Origin of the sequence: Lacibacterium aquatile, from assembly GCF_042683105.1 — a bacterium.
In the GTDB taxonomy this organism is placed as follows: Bacteria; Pseudomonadota; Alphaproteobacteria; order Elsterales; family Elsteraceae; genus Lacibacterium; species Lacibacterium aquatile.
In genome coordinates, this window is the sequence record NZ_JBHUIP010000003.1 from 625,352 (window position 1) to 642,013 (window position 16,662).

Here is a 16,662-nt window from a genome sequence, read left to right on the forward strand (position 1 = left end):
AACCCCTGGAGGAGCGATCTTCCGGGGGCTTTTTTTAGGGGCGCGGGGTAACGGTCGCCTCCAGGGCATCGGCGACCTTCAGGGCCTGCTGCCCCGCCCGCACCTTGCCCATCGGGCGATAGATCACGAGGCGCCAGTACTCATCCCCCTGGGCATGCCAGATGCGGTTGGTGATATCGAAGTCCGTGTCGCTCATGCGGTCCCTGGCGAGGAGTTCTACCCGCCTGCTGCCGTCGTCGCGGGTGATCTCCGTCTGCCCCTGGAAGCTGGTCGTCATGCGGGTGCGGACGATATCGGCATAGAGATCCAGGTCGATCAGGGGGATGACGTCGCGTGCGAAGATCACCACCGCTTCCTGGGCGCCGAAGACATAGAAGGTCTTGTCCGGCATCGTCTGTTCGGGCAGGACGCGCCAGCTGGGTTGCAAGGTTGCGACCTGCCGGGTGATCGGATTAATCCATCCGGCGCCGCTACGGCTCCAGCCGATGTTGAAACGATCCGCCAGCCGGTCCAGCAGGTCGGGCGCCCGCCGGGTGCGATGCAGCGTCTCCTCGTCCCAGCGCACCAACTCCCCGGCATTGCCCCGCTCGCGGCTGAACCAGAGGGTGAAGGGCATCGCGATCGGGATGCCCGCCCCAAGGCCATAATACCAGAGCCGCAGGTTGCGACGCACCAGCCCCCGAAAGTCGATTCGGCTGCCATTCTGCCGACGCAGCTTGACCCCCATCAACCATTTACCGGGCGTCGAGCCGCTCCAGGCCAGGACCGGCACTTCCAGCAGTACAGCCAGCAGGGTCAGCAGGACGCTGGTGGTGGTGAGGCGTGCACTGACCCCGCGGTCGAAGAAGTCGGTGAAACTCGCGATCAGGAACAGCGCCGGTATCAACACCAGTGCCAGATCGATCAAGCGTGCAAAGAACCGTCGCCATGCCCCGGCATAGGTCGTGGCGACCACATCGACCAGCCCCAGCCGATGGTCGCCGCGCATATTGTCGAGCAGTTCGTCGAAGGTCTCGAGCGGAGCCGCCCCGTCCATCCCCTCGCGCCAGAGCGGCGTTTTAAGGGTGATGGCGCCAAAGCTCAGCATCCGCTCGATGGCGATCGAGTCGTAAGGTTCCCAGCGGTTCTCACCAACCGGGACATACCAGGGGCCGCCGTATTGCATCTAACTGGTCGCTCCGTCGATGCGGCGGATACGGGGCTGTTCGCAGCTGACTACATCTAGGCAGTGGTTAAGAGTATAGAGGGCCCAATGCTGAAATGGGCCGGGGAACGTCGGGCTTGCAGTGGTGGTTTTCGCGACATAATCCAGGAAAGCCGAACTCTCCCGCACATGCAGATTGCTTCCGTACTGTAGTTCGCCCTCCTCTGCCTGGAAGAAGCTCTCATTTCGAACGGCGTAGGCGATGTAGCTTTCCCAGATAAGTTCGACGCTTGAACTCGGATCCGGTAGTAGGCGTCTGGCAGGGCCGACGGGGCTATTCGATACTTCTTCAGACGGTTGCATATCGGTCACTACGACACGCAATAGATTGCTGTCGGATTCTCCGATCTCCGCCAAAAGCAGTTTGCGGCGCCCCGCCGGGAAGTCCGTCATCCCGCCTTCGCCTCGATCCGGCGCTGATGCAGCAGCGGTTCGGTATAGCCGTTAGGCTGCTCCTTGCCCTTCAGCGCCAGATCCATGGCGGCGGCGAAAGCGACCCCGTCGAAAGCAGGCGCCATCGGCTTATAACTCGCATCGCCCGCATTCTGCTTGTCGACGATGGCGGCCATCCGCTTCATGGTCTCGGTCACCTGCGCCTGCGTGCACACCCCATGGTGCAGCCAGTTGGCGATATGCTGGCTGGAGATGCGTAAGGTGGCGCGGTCTTCCATCAGCCCGACATTGTTGATATCCGGCACCTTGGAGCAGCCGACCCCGGCGTCGATCCAGCGCACCACATAGCCCAGGATGCCTTGCGCGTTATTGTCCAGCTCCTGCTGCACGATCTCCGCAGACCAGCCGGCCGGGCCGGGCCCGTTGATCCCATCGGCGAGAGGCGGCGTCAGGATGTTATCCAGGCTGGCCCGCGTGCGGGTCTTATAGGTCTCCTGGATCGCGGCGACATCGACCAGATGATAGTGCGTCGCGTGCAGGGTGGCGGCGGTGGGGGAGGGCACCCAGGCCGTATTGGCGCCCGCCTGCGGATGGGCGATCTTCTGGGCCAGCATGGCCGCCATCAGATCAGGCATGGCCCACATGCCCTTGCCGATCTGGGCGCGCCCTTGCAGGCCGCAGGCAAGACCGATATCGACGTTCCACTGCTCGTAATCCACCAGCCAGCGCGCGGATTTGATCTCACCCTTGCGGATGACCGGGCCCGCTTCCATCGAGGTATGGATCTCGTCGCCGGTGCGGTCCAGGAAGCCGGTATTGATGAAGACCACGCGGTTGCGCGCGGCGCGGATGCATTCCTTGAGGTTCACCGTCGTGCGGCGCTCCTCGTCCATGATCCCCATTTTCAGGGTATTGCGGGCAAGGCCCAGCGCATCCTCGACCCGGGCGAAGAGGGTGTCGGCGAAGGCGACTTCCTCCGGCCCATGCATCTTCGGCTTCACGATATAGACCGAACCGGCACGGCTGTTGCGGCGGGCCTGCAGGTCATGCATCGCGATCAGGCTGGTGAACAAACCATCAAGGATGCCCTCGGGCGCATTGCGACCGTTGATCTTCACCATGCCGATGGTCATCAGGTGGCCGACGTTGCGCACCAGCATCAGACTGCGGCCGGGCAGGGTGATTTCGCCGCCGCGTGGGCCGGTGTAGCTGCGGTCCTCATTGAGGCGCCGGGTGACCGTGCCTTTGCCCTTGGGGAAAGTCGCCTCGAGCGAACCTTTCATCAGGCCCAGCCAGTTGCGATAGACGGCCACCTTCTCCTCGCCATCGACGGCGGCGACGCTGTCTTCGCAGTCCTGGATGGTGGTCAGCGCAGCTTCCAGCACCACGTCGCTCACGCCTGCCGGATCGTCTTTGCCGATGGCATGGCTGCGGTCGATATGGATCTCGATATGCAGGCCGTTATGGACCAGCAGAACCAGCGTCGGATCCGTCGGCTCGCCCTGATAGCCGGCAAGGCCGTTGGGGTCGGCCAGGGTGACGGTCTGCCCGCCCGTCTGCTTGACGACCAGCTTGCCGTTCTCGACCGCATAGCCGGTAGCTTCGCGATGGTTGCCGCCGATCAGCGGCACGGCCCGGTCCAGGAAGTCGCGGGCAAAGGCTACGACCTTGGCGCCGCGCACGGGATTGAAGCCGCCGCTGCGGGTCGCGCCATCCTCTTCGGAAATCGCATCGGTGCCATAGAGCGCGTCATAAAGGCTGCCCCAGCGCGCGTTGGCAGCATTCAGGGCATAACGCGCATTCATCACCGGCACCACCAGCTGCGGCCCGGCGGTGGTGGCGATCTCGGGATCGGTATTCTCGGTCTCGACGCTGAAATCCGGGCCTTCAGGCAGCAGATAGCCGATCTCGCTCAGGAACGCCTTATAGGCAACCGGGTCCCACAGCTGCCCCTTGCGGGCGATATGCCATGCATCGATCTTGGCCTGGATCGCGTCGCGCTTTTCCAGCAGCGCCGCATTCACCGGGGCCAGTTCAGCCAGGATCTTTTCCAGCGACGCCCACAGCTTGCCCGCCTCGATCCCGGTGCCGGGCAGTGCCTCGTCGTTGATGAAATCATAGAGAACCTTGGCAATTTCCAAGGAACCGATCTGGATCGGCTGCGTCATCGGGGGTCTCCTCGAGTCAGTTCTTATAGGCGGCGTGAGGGGCGGCCCAGCCAACGAGCGGCTAGCCTAGCCGAGGAGAGAGGGGCGTCTCAAGGATGGCGTGACGAATTGCGAGGCAAGTGATATATTCATTTGGTATATATCGGAGGGTTCGATGGAAACGGCCAAGGTTTTCTGGAGTGGGCGATCCCAGGCAGTCCGGCTGCCCAAGGAATATCGCTTCAATACAGATGAGGTGCGTATCCGCCGCCATGGCAACGCACTGATTCTGGAGCCTATCGCGCAGGATTGGGCTTGGCTCGACGCGGTGACAGGGCCGGTCGATGCCGACTTTGCCGATGCGGCGGCAGATCAGCCCGAGCCGCAGCGCCGCCCCGGTCTCGACGACATCTTTGAATGAGCTACCTGCTCGACACCAACGCTGTGATCGCTTTGATGAAGGGCGATCCGGCTTTTTTGACGCGCCTGCGAGCCCGGCGTCCCCAGGATTTCTTTCTGTCTGCCATTGTCGAACACGAGCTTTTTTACGGGGCCTATAAGTCGCAGCGGGTGACGGAAAACCTCGCCCGTGTCGCTGCTCTGCAATTTGAAGTGCTGCCCTTCGACTCCGAAGATGCCCAGGCTTCGGGGCGTATCCGGGCGGTTCTGGGAAGCGAAGGGACGCCGATCGGGCCTTACGATGTTCTCATCGCCGGGCAAGCTTTGGCTCGGGGGCTGGTTCTGATCACCCGCAATCTGCGCGAATTCCAGCGCGTCCCAGGTCTGATGGCCGAGGAGTGGCAAGGGGGGTGAAAGGCTACGTTAGTCGGCTTGCTCGTCCCGCTCAAAGGGGATGGCTTTGGCTGCCATTAGCTGTGCCCGCTTGGCATCGGCGTAGCGATGGGCGAAGGCCTCGCGTTCGGACTGCGGGCGCGCGAAATAGAGATCCTGCAGGTCGAAAAAATTCCCGCCTGGTTCCGCTTCAGGCCGCAGGACCTTCTGCTGATAATCGACCCAGTGACCGATTTCGTGCGGCAGGGTGCGATAGAGTTGTGTCGCTCGTACACTGGCAACTGTGGTGTGGATGAGAGTGAAGCGGGCCGTCCGTTCGACGCGATGGCCGTCTTCTTCGAGACGCTGAAGCTCCAGGGAGGCCTCGGGACCAAGCGACTTGCCCCATTTGAGGGTGGTGCGCCCCTGGGTAGCTTGGAAAATCACGGTAGGCCCTTCGGCCAGTTCCGTGCCATAGGTCAGGCTGATGGTGGCGTCATAGCGCAATTGCCCCCAGGTCGGGGTCAAGATGGTTTGTTTCCGGGTCGGCTGCCGGAAGATGACATTGTTCAGCCCTTCCCAGTCCTCGGCAGGCAACAGCCCCAGGATTACGCAGACATCCGCGATGGTACAGGCATGCTGGAAGCCAGGGCGAAGCGGCTCGATGAAGAAATGAATTGCTCGCCCGCTCAGGGTGTGGGTGATCTGCTGGCAACCGCTGAGCTCAGTGCTCCAATTGCTGGTCTGCCAGCGCTCGGGAATGGTGAGCCGGTTATTCTGTCCATGACCTTGCCGCGCAGTGCCGATGTTTCGGTTTCGACGCGTTGGCCGGAAAACCGCCCTCACTCGACGACCTCAAACCCCGGCGGTGTCTTCATCGTATTGCTGACGGTGCAGATCGCCTCGGCTTCTTCGATCAGCTGGTGGCGTTCAGGATCGCTCAAACCGCCGTCGATCTCGAAGCGGATCTGGAATGTCTCGATGCGTGAGGGATAACTCTCGGCCTTGGTGCCGGTCACATGGACGCGGATATCCTCGATCCGCTCCCACCAGCCCAGTTTCTTGGCGGCGATGCGGGCGGACAGCACCAGACAGGTGGCGAGCGCGCCGAACATCAGGTCCATCGGATTGAAGCCCGCGCCCGAGACGGAAGTGGCGATGGGCGCACTGCCGCCGGTATCGCTGACCAGCGTCGGCTCGCCCGTCGGGCCAAGCTGCGCCGTCGCGCCGATGCTGCGGGTCTTGACGTTGAAGGAGACCATGGGGGGAAGCCTTACAAAAATAATGCCCGTCATCCCGGTGCTCGACACCGGGATCTCCTCCGGGAGAGGGCCAAACTATAGCCGAGGCAGCGTGGAAATGCTCTCGGAGGAGATCCCGGGATCAAGTCCCGGGATGACGGTTTTTAGGAAACCCGGCCTCAAGCAGCGCGAACTGCGGTAGGCCAACACAAAACCCCCTACTGCAGCTTCATCAGTGGTCGCCGCTGATCCAGCATGCTGAGGCCATAGTGGTTCAGCATGAACTCATAGGCGGGTTTGTCCATCAACCGGGTCAGCGCTTGATTGAAGCGCCAGATATCGCGTTCGCTGAAGCGGTGGCGCCCGAAGGCGACGGCCAGATCCGCATTGCCGATGGCCACGGGCAGTACCTGGGTGCGCCCGAAATTGGTCTGTTTCAGCAGCGCGGGCAGCAGGCTCTGGCTTTCCACGATCAGCGCATCGATCCGCTTGGCATTCATCAGGCGCAGGCCGGTATGCAGGCTGTCGAACCGTTCTATCCGCACGTCGGGGCGGAAATCCAGCTCGGGATAGGAGGTCGCCAGCCGTCCGCCGAGGATCCGGGACCGCAGGCTGTCCAGCGTCACCTCGAACCCCTGATCGATAGGCACCACCAGCACCAGCTGTTCGATAGCGAGCGGCGAGGAATGAATGATCCACTCCTTGCGCTCCTCGGCATTTTCCACCGGGAAACCGACGTCGAGCGTCCCCTGTTTCAGCTCGTGCAGCATACGCCCGCGCGACATGGTTTCGACACTGGGGATCAGGCCCATGGCCTCCACCAGCAGCGGACCCATCACATCCAGGAAGGCCGCCGCCACGGGCTGTCCGTAACTGGTGACAATCTCCGGCGGCAGGGCCAAGCCGACCCGGACCTCGCGCGGACCAGCGGCGGCAGGCAGGCAGAGAGTAAGGCCGAAGAGCAGGGACAGCAGACGCCTCATCGTGACCGGCGTCCTCCGCGTCCTTTGGGAGCCTTGGCACCGCCGGGGGCATTGATCGCCCGCACCGGCCCGCGCGAGGTGGCATTGGAATGCGGACGCTCGGTCGCGATGCCCAGTTCCTGCTGCTCCAGGCGGCGCAATTCGTCGCGCAGCCGGGCGGCGGTTTCGAACTCCAGATCGGCGGCGGCGGCGCGCATGCGCTTTTCCAGGTCGGCGATATAGGTCTTGATGTCCTTGCCGACCAGATGCGGATTGGCCTCGTCGCCCGTGTCGATGGTCACCCGGTCGCCGCGCTCATAGACGCTGGCCAGCACGTCGGAAATCGACTTCTTCACCGATTCCGGGGTGATGCCATTAGCGGCGTTATAGGCCTGCTGCTTCTCGCGGCGGCGGTTGGTCTCGCCGATGGCATACTCGAGGCTATCGGTGATGCGGTCGGCATAGAGCAGCGCCCGGCCTTCGATGTTACGCGCGGCGCGGCCGATGGTCTGCACCAGGGCGGTCTTGGAGCGCAGATAGCCCTCCTTATCGGCGTCCAGGATCGCGACCGTCGAACATTCCGGGATATCGAGGCCTTCGCGCAGCAGGTTGATCCCGATCAGCACGTCATAGGCACCCAGGCGCAGATCGCGGATGATCTCGATACGCTCCAGCGTTTCCACGTCTGAATGGATGTAGCGCACGCGTACACCGGCTTCGTGCAGATATTCCGTCAGCGCCTCGGCCATCTTCTTGGTCAGCACCGTGACCAGCACACGATAGCCCTTGGCGGCTTCGGCCTTGCATTCGGCGATCAGATCATCGACCTGATTTTCCGTGGGGCGCACGATGCAGGTCGGGTCGATCAGGCCGGTCGGGCGCACCACCTGTTCGGCAAAGACACCGCCCGTGCGCTCCAGCTCCCAATTGCCGGGCGTGGCGGACACAAAGATCGTTTCCGGGCGCATCTGCTCCCATTCCTCGAACTTCAATGGCCGATTGTCCATGCAGGAGGGCAGGCGGAAACCATAGCTTGCCAGGGTCGATTTACGCGCAAAGTCGCCTTTGTACATCGCGCCGATCTGCGGCACGGTCACATGGCTTTCGTCGATGATCAGCAGCGCGTCGGGCGGCAGATATTCGAACAGGGTGGGCGGGGGCTCGCCTGGATTGCGCCCCGACAGATAGCGGGAATAATTCTCGATGCCTGCGCACATGCCGGTGGTTTCCAGCATCTCCAGATCGAAGGTCGTGCGCTGCTCCAGGCGCTGGGCTTCCAGCAGCTTGCCTTCGTCGTTCAACGCCTGAAGCCGCTGTTTCAGCTCGATCTTGATCTGCTTGATTGCCTGGGTCAGCGTCGGGCGCGGCGTGACATGGTGGCTATTGGCGTAGATCTTGATCTCTTTGAGATCGGCCGATTTCTCGCCGGTCAGCGGATCGACCTCGGTGATCGCCTCCAGCTCGTCATCGAAGAAGGACAGGCGCCAGGCGCGGTCCTCGTAATGGGCGGGGAAAATCTCGACCACATCGCCCTTGGCGCGGAAGGTGCCGCGGGCAAATCCGGCGTCATTGCGCTTGTACTGCAGATCGACGAACTGCTTCAGCAGCGTCTGCCGGTCCACCCGCTGGCCCGCCTGCAAGGTGATCGTCATCCGGCTGTAGGTTTCGACCGACCCGATACCATAGATGCAGGAGACCGAGGCGACGATGATGACATCGCGCCGCTCCAGCAGGGCCCGGGTAGCCGAATGGCGCATCCGGTCGATCTGCTCGTTGATCGAGCTTTCCTTCTCGATATAGGTGTCGGTGCGCGCGACATAGGCTTCGGGCTGGTAATAGTCGTAATAGGAGACGAAATATTCGACCGAATTGTTCGGGAAGAAGCTTTTCATCTCCCCATAAAGCTGGGCAGCCAGCGTCTTGTTCGGCGCCAGCACCAGGGTCGGACGCTGCATCGCCTCGATCACATGGGCGGCGGTGAAGGTCTTGCCGGATCCGGTGACGCCCAGCAGAACCTGATCGCGCTCCTGGTCCTGCAGCCCTTTGATAAGCTCCGCTATCGCCGTCGGCTGATCACCGGCGGGCGTATAATCGGAAACGACTTTCAGCGGTTCGCCTTCGGTCGGCCAATCATACTCGGCCCGCAGCGCGCGAATACCGGCAAGCGGATGGTCTAGAACGGGGATCGACATACGGGCTAAATGGACTGGCTCGACGGTTGACTCAAGGGCTCTCTAGGTAGAACATTCGGAGAATATCACTCGCGACCCGACCGGTCTACCAGCCCTGTCATACTTGTCGCTTTTAAGAACGATTCAAAACATGCTTGACGGGGAATTTACCCCGTGCGATATCCAGAAGCGCGAATTAGATCGATTCTAATTCAGTCGTTTTTCTCTCCCCGAAGGCGGCTTGCGGGCCGTTTCGGGCTTCTACCAACCTCAGGAGTATTCAAGCTATGTTGACCGTTGGCGATAAGTTCCCGGCTTTCAATCTGACCGCCGTGACCGGCCCGGACCACAACAAGCACTTCGCTTCGGTGACGAACGAGTCCTACAAGGGCAAGTGGCTGGTCGTGTTCTTCTGGCCGAAGGATTTCACCTTCGTCTGCCCGACCGAAATTGTCGGTTACGGCTCGCTCGAAGGCGACTTCAAGGACCGCGATGCCGTCCTGATCGGCGCTTCGACCGACACCGATTTCGTGCATGCCGCCTGGCGCACCCATCACGCCGACCTGAACCCGCTGACCTTCCCGTGGCTGGCCGACGAGAAGCGTGAACTGTCGACCGAACTCGGCATCCTCGACAAGAACGCCGGCGTTGCCCTGCGCGCCACCTTCATCGTCGATCCGGAAGGCATCATCCGTCACGTGCAGGTCAATGACCTCTCGGTCGGCCGCAACCCGCAGGAAGCCCTGCGTATCCTCGACGCCCTGCAGACCGACGAACTTTGCCCCTGCAACTGGCAGAAGGGCGAGAACACCCTGGTTGCCTAACCCTTTCGGCAACGAAAGGGTCAAGCCCGCGCGGCGCTTGAGCGGGCCCGAATAGGGCCACAAAAATCGCGCGGAGTGCGACCAAGGTTTCTACCTGAGGCGAGGGGACTGCCGCCACGGTGGCGGTCCCCGACCTTGGGAACTGTCCGACTCCTGTGCAGCAGCGGCCGGACAGTTCCCAAGACGGCCTCTCCTGAAGACCTCGTCATCCCGGGACTTGATCCCGGGATCTCCTCCGGGGGCATATCCACCCTTATTGAGGACTCCCTGGACACGGTCCCGGAGGAGATCCCGGTGTCGAGCACCGGGATGACGGTTTCTCTTTATCGACTCCGCCTCAAGTAGGCCGAAGGCCGGTAGGCGAACGTAAAAAAGGACCCATCCCATGTCGATCGAGCAACTGAAGTCGGCCATGCCGGATTATGCCAAGGATACCAAGCTGAACATCGGTGCCGTGCTCTCGCAGCCGATGCTGAGCGCCAAGCAGACCTGGGGCACAGCCCTGGCCTGTGCGCTTGCCAGCCGCAACGCCACGGTGATCAAGGCTATCGGCGCCGAAGCCGCCGCCCATCTGGACGCGACTGAAACGGCTGCCGCCAAGACCGCCGCCTCGCTGATGGCGATGAACAATATCTATTATCGCTTTGTGCATCTCTCCTCGACGCCCGATTTCGCGACGATGCGCGCCGGTCTGCGCATGAACGGCATTGCCAACCATGGCACCGACCCGCTGACCTTCGAGCTGATCTCGCTGGCCGTGTCGGCGATCAACGGCTGCGGCCGCTGCATCGAAAGCCACGAGCACGAGGTCTATCAGAAGGGCGCGACCAAGGAGCAGGTTCAGGCCGTCGTCAAGATCGCCTCGGTCATCCACGCCGTCGCCGCGACGTTGGAAGGCGCCGAAGCCCTAGGCGATACGCCTGCGGCATAACCCGCCTCAAGCAGCGCAAGCAAAACCCCCGCTGGTGACAGCGGGGGTTTTGTTCGTTTGACCCTGATAACACCTTGTCATCCCGGCCTTGAGCCGGGATCCGTCCGAAGGTGGTTGCAAGGCGTAATCGCCTGAGATTGGTCTAAGCAGTGGCCAGATCCCGGCTCAAGGTCGGGATGACAGGGGAATGAGCCTCATCCCTTAGTCCACCTCGCAGTCGACCCGGACCGGCTGCCCGTTTTTATAGGCGAAATACTCCCGGCACTCCCGGGTCCCCAGCGACACGTCGCGCGCGCCGATGTCGCTGGCTTCCAGGACCTCCAGCAGGCTGGTGCTGCCGTCGCCGTCCCAATCCATCTCCGCCCAGTTGTAACCCTGGTTCAGCACCAGCACCCCCCGCCAGCCGAGATACCCGGCCGAAACGGCCAGGATCGCGATGATCAGCGAGGGGGCGAAGCGCAGCATCTCAGGCGGCGTTGCGCAGCAGCAGGTCGATGGCGTCGCGGGTGGCCTTATCGCCCGCCACGATCAATCCGGCCTTGGTATCGCTGGCTTCATTGACCCGGCCCACCAGTGGCTGCGGTAGGGTGCGGACTTTGATCGAGACCTCATCGCCAGTCCGGACCGACTGCGGATCGGCCAGCCCGATGCCCTCTTCGGACAGATCAACGATCCGGCTTTCGAAGCTCTTGCCGCGCACGGTGACGGTGCAGGGGATATTGACGTCCTGGCGGCGGCTCTTGCGGCGGTCCACATCGTCGGTGGCCGTGCGGACGACCCGCACCAGGACCGAGCGCAACTCGTCGATGCTGAGTTTCACCTCGCCTGCGGTCTCCCGCATGCTGTCGGCGCGCTTGCCGGTGACCGAGGCTTCGCTCGACACCTGGGCGATACGCTGGGCGACCTCCTGGGCGGCGGCGGCGGTCTGGGTCACGTTGCGGGCGATTTCGCCCGTCGCTGCCGTCTGCTCCTCCATCGCCGCCGCAATGGCGGTGGAGGTCTGATCCATATCGCGGATCGTATTATCGATGGCTTTCACCGCCGATACGGCCTCGCGGGTCGTCGCTTCGATCTCGGAAATCTGGCGGGTGATTTCCTCGGTCGAATTGGCGGTCTGATTGGCGAGGTTCTTCACCTCGCCCGCCACCACGGCAAAGCCCTTGCCCGCATCGCCGGCGCGGGCGGCTTCGATGGTGGCATTCAGCGCCAGCAGGTTGGTCTGGGCGGCGATCCCCTTGATGAGGTCGGCCACCTCGCCGATGCGGGCAACCGCCGACGACAGCGAGGCGATGGTCTCCTGGGCTTCCTCGCCGCGGGTCACCGCCTGACGCGAGATGGCACTGGCGTGATTGACCTGGCTGGTGATCTCGCGGATCGATGCCGACAGTTCGTCCGTGGCGGCGGCCACGGTCTGGGCGTTGGACAAAGCCTGTTCGGCGGCGCCTGCAACTTCGGCGGAATTGGCCTGCACCTTGTCGGCGCTGCCGGCCATCTGGTCGGCATTGTCGGTCATGGCGTTGGTGCGGGTCGCGACCTGATCCACCGCGCGGCGGGTTTCGGATTCGATACGTTCGGCCATGTCCGACAGGGTGCGGCGTTTCAGTTCCTCGGCGGCCTTGCGATCCGCCTCCTGGCGATTGCGCAACTCTTCTGCTTCGGCGCCGCTGGTTTTCAGGATCTGAAGGGCGGCACGCATGGCGCCGATCTCGTCGGCGCGGCTGTGGGCGGGAACCTCGGTCTGCCAATTGCCGCCCGCGATATTTTCCATGGCGCGGGTCAGGCGGGTCAGCGGGTTGCTGATCTGATAGACGACCGATAGCCAGGTCCAGAGCGACACCAGCAGCCCCAGCACCGTCAACCCGCCGCTGATCCAGATCGTGCGGTCGAAGGCCGCTGATTCATCGGCATAAAGCCCCAGGGAATTCTGGGTGATGGCGTCGATATTGCCCGAGATCGCGTCAGTCAGCGGATCGATGGTCGGGTACATTTCCTTGACGACATAGTCGTCGAGCGCCGCCTTGTCCTTGCGCTCCATGATGCCGATCACTTTTTCGACCGACAGCTTGACGTTGACTTCCAACTGGGCGGTCTTGGCCGCCATGTCGCGTTCGTTTTTGGCATGATCGGTCAGATCGCCCACGGCCTTGGTATAGGCGGCACGGGCGGCGGCGATATCGGCCTGGGCCTTGCGCAGGGACTTCAGCCCTTCTTCCCAGGTCCAGTTACCGTTGCGGGTCTTGTGCGAGGCATCGACGACAAAGACCGCATAGGCGTCGGAGATGATTTTCAGATGGCGCAGCGGCTCGATCTGATCTTCGGCCAGGAATCTGATCGCATCATGTTGCCGGGTCATCGCCGTCCAGGAAGCGATATTGGTAGCAAGAATCAGCCCGACGAGAGCCGCGAGGACGATGGTCAATCGTGCCCGGATGGTGATGCGCATGGTGGAAGCCCTTGGAAGCAATGTATGCGACCATACAGGCAGGAAGCGAAGCCATGTGCAACCGGCAAAAAATGCAGGATGGCATTACGTCGCGCCTGCGCATTTTCTAGGCAAAAGCTGGCAGAACGATGCCTGTTTCGCACACTTGCCCCGCAGCCTTGTTCCGGCTAGGTCTAGGACATGAACCGCTTGCGGCATAAGGGACTGCGGACGTTGGGGCGCCTTCTGGCGATGCTGGCGCTTGTCTCGGGCCTGCTGGCGCCGCTGGCCGCCGCCAAGGCCGATGCCTCGGCAGGCGAGCGCGCGGCTCTGATCGCCCTGTTTGGTGCCAATGTCCTCTGCCTTCCGACCGATGCGGGCGATGATCACGCCCCCGGCCTCGCCGCCCATGACTGCCAGCTCTGCTGCACGGCGCGCCTGATCGATGGTACGCCGCCGTCACTGGTCATCCGGCCGATCCGCTTCGGTTTTTCCCTGCTGGCCTGGGAGCGGGCAGCGCCCCCGCCGGTCACGGTCGCGACCCGTCCTCCCTATTCACCGCGAGATCCTCCATCGCAGGCCTGACCGCATCAGACCTGACGACCCTATTTTTGAGGATTCTCCGAGAATGAAGACCATCCTGCTGGGCGCCGCCGTGGCTGCCCTTATTCCCGCCTTTGCTTTCGCCCATGCCACTCTGGAGACCACCCAGGCGACGGCCGGTTCCTATTATAAGGCGGTCGTCCGCGTCGGCCATGGCTGTGCGGGCGAGCCGAGTCTGAAGATCCGGGTGCGCATTCCCGACGGCGTGACCTCCGTCAAGCCGATGCCCAAGGCAGGCTGGGACCTGACTATCGCCAAGGGGCCGCTCAAGACCCCGGTTTCGGACGGCCACGGCGGCCAGATCACCGAAGGCGTGACGGAGGTGACCTGGACCGGCAAGCTGCTGGACGAGCATTACGACGAGTTCGTCATCCGCGGGAAACTGCCTGATGCCGCCGGGACGATCTATTGGCCCATCGTGCAGGAATGCGCGGGCGGCGCCCATCGCTGGATCGAGATCCCGGCCGCCGGCCAGAAGTCGGGCGATCTCAAGGAACCGGCACCCTTCGTGGTGCTGACCCCGAAGCCGTAACCAGCTTGGGACAGGAGGGGCGGCAACGTCCCTCCTGGCAAGATTATGCGGATACTATTGTTCCTCCTCGGGCTCTTCGTCTCCTTCGACGCAGCAGCCCATGCGGTGCTGATCTCCATCACGCCCGGCGATGGCGCGCGGGTGGCCGAAGTACCTGCCGAGATCGCCCTGACGTTCAACGAGCCTGTCTCGCCCGAAGTCTTCACCCTGATCGGGCCGGACGGCACGGCCATTTCCGTGCTTCCCGCCGTGGGGAAGGGGGCAAACGTCAGCCAACCGCTGCCCAAGGACCTGCCCCAGGGACCCTATCTGCTGCGCTGGAAAGTGATTTCCGCTGACGGTCACACCATCATCAATGCCAGTGCGTTTGGCATCGGCGCCAGCGTCTCGGCGGCGGGAAATACCAGCGTGGTGCCGGAATGGCGCTCGGCGCTGGCCATGGCGATCATCCTGCCCCTGGGTCTGGCAGCCCTGGGCGGTGCGCTGCTGCCTCCCAACCTCGACCCCACCTGGCGTCGGCGCGCGGCGGAAGCGGCGCTTTTCGCCCTGGCCCTATCAACCTTCGTGCGGGGCGATTTCCGCATTGGCGAGGCCATGTGGCAGGCCGGAGTGGCGGCGGCCGGTTTGCTGCTGTTGCGCCTGCGCCGTCCTGTGGCCTATGTCGGCGCGGCCCTGACCGCCCTGGGCCTCGGGCTCGACGGTCATGCGGCGATTGCGGGCTGGGCCATGTTGATGCCGCCGCTCCATGTGGCCTTCACGGGCTTCTGGCTGGCCGGGCTGATCGTGCTGGTGCGCCATCCGGTCATGGCAGCGGAATTTGGGGATTTTGCCCTCTGGCTGGTGCCGGTCATCCCCTTGGCAGGCCTCGGCTTTGCCCTGGCGATTACCGGTGGTCCTGACAGTATCAGCACGCCCTACGCCGGACTGATGATCGGCAAGATCGCCGTGATGGTGATTTTGACTCTGCTGGCCGCTTTCAACCGCTGGCGTCTGGTGCCGCTGAAATCCCGATTTTTGCGAACCAGCCTGCGGATCGAGCTGGGTCTGGTGATGGCCGCCGTCCTGGCCGGTGCCGTCGCCCAGGCCACCCCGCCACGCAAGCCTCCACCCCAGATCGCCTATTACCATCTGCATGGCGGCGGATTTCATGGGGAAGGAGAGTTCAGTCCGGACGGCAGCTTCAGCCTGCTGCTGATCGATGAGGAAAAGGGCGAGGTCGCGACGGTCAAGGAAGTAACGCTGGTTCTCGACGGCCTGTCCCGCCCGGCAAAACTCCAGCCGGAAGGCAATTGGCTCGCCGACTTCGGCCAGCTACCGCCGGGCCGCAAGCCCCTCCAGGCGACGATCCTGGTGGATGACTTCACGCGGGTGACGCTCGGGGTGGAACCTTAACCAGCAAACTTGTCCCCCTAAATCTCGTCATCCCGCACTTGATGCGGGATCTCGCGTAGACAGACCGCGTCGAAAGCCGAACGGAGTTCGGCCACACAAGATCCCGCATCAGGTCCGGGGTGACGAGCCCCCTTTCCATTAGCCCCGCCGCCCCTTCAGCCGGATCAACGCCAGCGACGCCAGGATCAACCCACAGCCCACGGCCTGGGGCAGACTCACGGCCTCGCCCACGACGAACGGCACCGCGACCGCTGTCGCCACCGGCTGCAGCAGCAGGAAGGGCGCCACGGCTGCCGCACTCAACCGCCCCAAGCCGACAGCCGTCAGCCCCTGGCCAAAAGCATGCACGAGGCTGCCCAGGGCGATCAGCGCCGCCAGCCCGCCAAGAGTGGCGGGCATCTCGAACCCCTTACCATCCGCCAAGGCCATCGGGGCGAGGGTGAGGGCGCAGGCAAGGCTGCTCCACAGCATCACCGGCCCGCTGGCATGGCGGGCGCGCAGCCGCTGCACGATCAGCATATAGGCGGCAAAGGCGATGGCAGACCCGACGCCATAGACGTCGCTCATAGGATCAGCCCCCCCGCGTCCCAGGGTATCGAAGGACAGGGCCACGCCGCCCAGGCAGGCGATCCCCAGGGCGCCTGCCTGCCGTCCGCTCGGCCGCTGACCGAAAAGCCCCCAGGCCGCCAGCACCATCAGCACGGGCGCGAGATTGACCAGGAAGGTCGCATTGGTGACCGACCCGGTGGCAATCGCCGCATGCATCCCGGCCAGATCCAGCGCGAAAGCCACGCCCGCCAGGATCACCAGCGCGATATCCTTCAGGCTCCAGCGGGATTTCTCCGGTGTCGGCGCGATCAGGCTCCAGGCCAGCAGAATCGGCACCGCGATCCACATACGCCCGGCGGCACTGTCGATAGGATCCTGCCCGGTCAGCCGCACCAGGATCGGCGAGGCCGCGACCGCCAGTTGCCCGACGATCAGCGCGGTCAGGGCGCCATTATCGGCCTTCTGGGACGGCTCCGGCAGGCAGGGGGTGAGGACGGCCATGGCAGGCTCCTTGGTATGT

The 16,662-nt window shown here is 63.4% G+C and carries 17 protein-coding genes; 7 read left to right on the top strand and 10 right to left on the bottom strand.

Translation table 11 applies throughout. The features are described from left to right. Positions 1 to 34 precede the first annotated feature (34 nt). The 3 genes from ACFSM5_RS05085 to ACFSM5_RS05095 are packed head-to-tail and all read right to left on the bottom strand — an operon-like array spanning position 35 to position 3,765. Positions 35 to 1,165 carry an RDD family protein gene (locus tag ACFSM5_RS05085; protein WP_379875172.1) on the bottom strand — a complete coding sequence of 377 codons (1,131 nt, stop codon included), beginning with the start codon at positions 1,163 to 1,165 and terminating at the stop codon, positions 35 to 37. Next, positions 1,166 to 1,597 carry a hypothetical protein gene (locus ACFSM5_RS05090; RefSeq protein WP_379875173.1) on the bottom strand — a complete coding sequence of 144 codons (432 nt, stop codon included), beginning with the start codon at positions 1,595 to 1,597 and terminating at the stop codon, positions 1,166 to 1,168. Then, positions 1,594 to 3,765 (bottom strand): malate synthase G, encoded by a 2,172-nt coding sequence (locus tag ACFSM5_RS05095; protein WP_379875174.1) that lies wholly within the window; start codon positions 3,763 to 3,765, stop codon positions 1,594 to 1,596. The genes ACFSM5_RS05090 and ACFSM5_RS05095 overlap by 4 nt, the downstream gene beginning before the upstream one ends. 154 nt (positions 3,766 to 3,919) lie before the next feature. Between ACFSM5_RS05095 and ACFSM5_RS05100 the strand changes: the two genes are divergently transcribed. Next, complete coding sequence (locus ACFSM5_RS05100; RefSeq protein WP_379875175.1) at positions 3,920 to 4,165, top strand: antitoxin; 246 nt, start codon at positions 3,920 to 3,922, stop codon at positions 4,163 to 4,165. After that, positions 4,162 to 4,557: a type II toxin-antitoxin system VapC family toxin gene (locus tag ACFSM5_RS05105; RefSeq protein ID WP_379875176.1), complete on the top strand. Its 396-nt coding sequence runs from the start codon at positions 4,162 to 4,164 to the stop codon at positions 4,555 to 4,557. The genes ACFSM5_RS05100 and ACFSM5_RS05105 overlap by 4 nt, the downstream gene beginning before the upstream one ends. A 9-nt stretch (positions 4,558 to 4,566) precedes the next feature. On the opposite strand, the gene ACFSM5_RS05110 is transcribed toward ACFSM5_RS05105, so the two are convergent. The 4 genes from ACFSM5_RS05110 to uvrB form a co-directional block, all read right to left on the bottom strand. Then, positions 4,567 to 5,361: a hypothetical protein gene (locus ACFSM5_RS05110; RefSeq protein ID WP_379875177.1), complete on the bottom strand. Its 795-nt coding sequence runs from the start codon at positions 5,359 to 5,361 to the stop codon at positions 4,567 to 4,569. After that, a complete protein-coding gene (locus tag ACFSM5_RS05115; RefSeq protein WP_379875178.1) occupies positions 5,358 to 5,777 on the bottom strand; it encodes an OsmC family protein in 420 nt (139 codons plus the stop codon). The genes ACFSM5_RS05110 and ACFSM5_RS05115 overlap by 4 nt, the downstream gene beginning before the upstream one ends. Positions 5,778 to 5,974: 197 nt before the next feature. Then, positions 5,975 to 6,739, bottom strand: coding sequence for a substrate-binding periplasmic protein (locus ACFSM5_RS05120; protein WP_379875179.1), 765 nt, complete (start codon positions 6,737 to 6,739; stop codon positions 5,975 to 5,977). Next, positions 6,736 to 8,910, bottom strand: a complete 2,175-nt coding sequence (gene uvrB / locus ACFSM5_RS05125) for an excinuclease ABC subunit UvrB (protein WP_379875180.1) — start codon at positions 8,908 to 8,910, stop codon at positions 6,736 to 6,738. The genes ACFSM5_RS05120 and uvrB overlap by 4 nt, the downstream gene beginning before the upstream one ends. A gap of 266 nt (positions 8,911 to 9,176) precedes the next feature. On the opposite strand from uvrB, the gene ACFSM5_RS05130 reads away from it, so the two are divergent. Next, on the top strand, positions 9,177 to 9,713 hold the full coding sequence (locus ACFSM5_RS05130) for a peroxiredoxin (protein WP_379875181.1): 537 nt from the start codon (positions 9,177 to 9,179) through the stop codon (positions 9,711 to 9,713). A gap of 385 nt (positions 9,714 to 10,098) precedes the next feature. Then, a complete protein-coding gene (gene ahpD / locus ACFSM5_RS05135; RefSeq protein ID WP_379875182.1) occupies positions 10,099 to 10,644 on the top strand; it encodes an alkylhydroperoxidase, AhpD family in 546 nt (181 codons plus the stop codon). A gap of 201 nt (positions 10,645 to 10,845) precedes the next feature. On the opposite strand, the gene ACFSM5_RS05140 is transcribed toward ahpD, so the two are convergent. Together ACFSM5_RS05140 and ACFSM5_RS05145 are read right to left on the bottom strand one after the other, a co-directional pair. After that, positions 10,846 to 11,109 (bottom strand): hypothetical protein, encoded by a 264-nt coding sequence (locus tag ACFSM5_RS05140; protein ID WP_379875183.1) that lies wholly within the window; start codon positions 11,107 to 11,109, stop codon positions 10,846 to 10,848. Between the two features lies 1 nt (position 11,110). After that, the gene (locus ACFSM5_RS05145; RefSeq protein ID WP_379875185.1) at positions 11,111 to 13,087 is read right to left on the bottom strand and encodes a methyl-accepting chemotaxis protein; all 1,977 of its coding nucleotides are present in this window, start codon (positions 13,085 to 13,087) and stop codon (positions 11,111 to 11,113) included. A gap of 180 nt (positions 13,088 to 13,267) precedes the next feature. Between ACFSM5_RS05145 and ACFSM5_RS05150 the strand changes: the two genes are divergently transcribed. From ACFSM5_RS05150 to ACFSM5_RS05160, 3 genes are read left to right on the top strand one after another with little or no spacing between them, the layout of a single operon-like run. After that, the gene (locus ACFSM5_RS05150; protein WP_379875186.1) at positions 13,268 to 13,651 is read left to right on the top strand and encodes a hypothetical protein; all 384 of its coding nucleotides are present in this window, start codon (positions 13,268 to 13,270) and stop codon (positions 13,649 to 13,651) included. Between the two features lie 43 nt (positions 13,652 to 13,694). Further along, on the top strand, positions 13,695 to 14,201 hold the full coding sequence (locus tag ACFSM5_RS05155) for a YcnI family copper-binding membrane protein (RefSeq protein WP_379875187.1): 507 nt from the start codon (positions 13,695 to 13,697) through the stop codon (positions 14,199 to 14,201). A 45-nt stretch (positions 14,202 to 14,246) separates the two neighbouring features. After that, positions 14,247 to 15,593 (top strand): copper resistance CopC/CopD family protein, encoded by a 1,347-nt coding sequence (locus tag ACFSM5_RS05160; RefSeq protein ID WP_379875189.1) that lies wholly within the window; start codon positions 14,247 to 14,249, stop codon positions 15,591 to 15,593. A 138-nt stretch (positions 15,594 to 15,731) separates the two neighbouring features. Here the strand turns inward: ACFSM5_RS05160 and ACFSM5_RS05165 are convergent, their stop codons facing one another. Beyond that, the gene (locus ACFSM5_RS05165; RefSeq protein WP_379875190.1) at positions 15,732 to 16,643 is read right to left on the bottom strand and encodes a DMT family transporter; all 912 of its coding nucleotides are present in this window, start codon (positions 16,641 to 16,643) and stop codon (positions 15,732 to 15,734) included. Positions 16,644 to 16,662 lie beyond the last annotated feature (19 nt).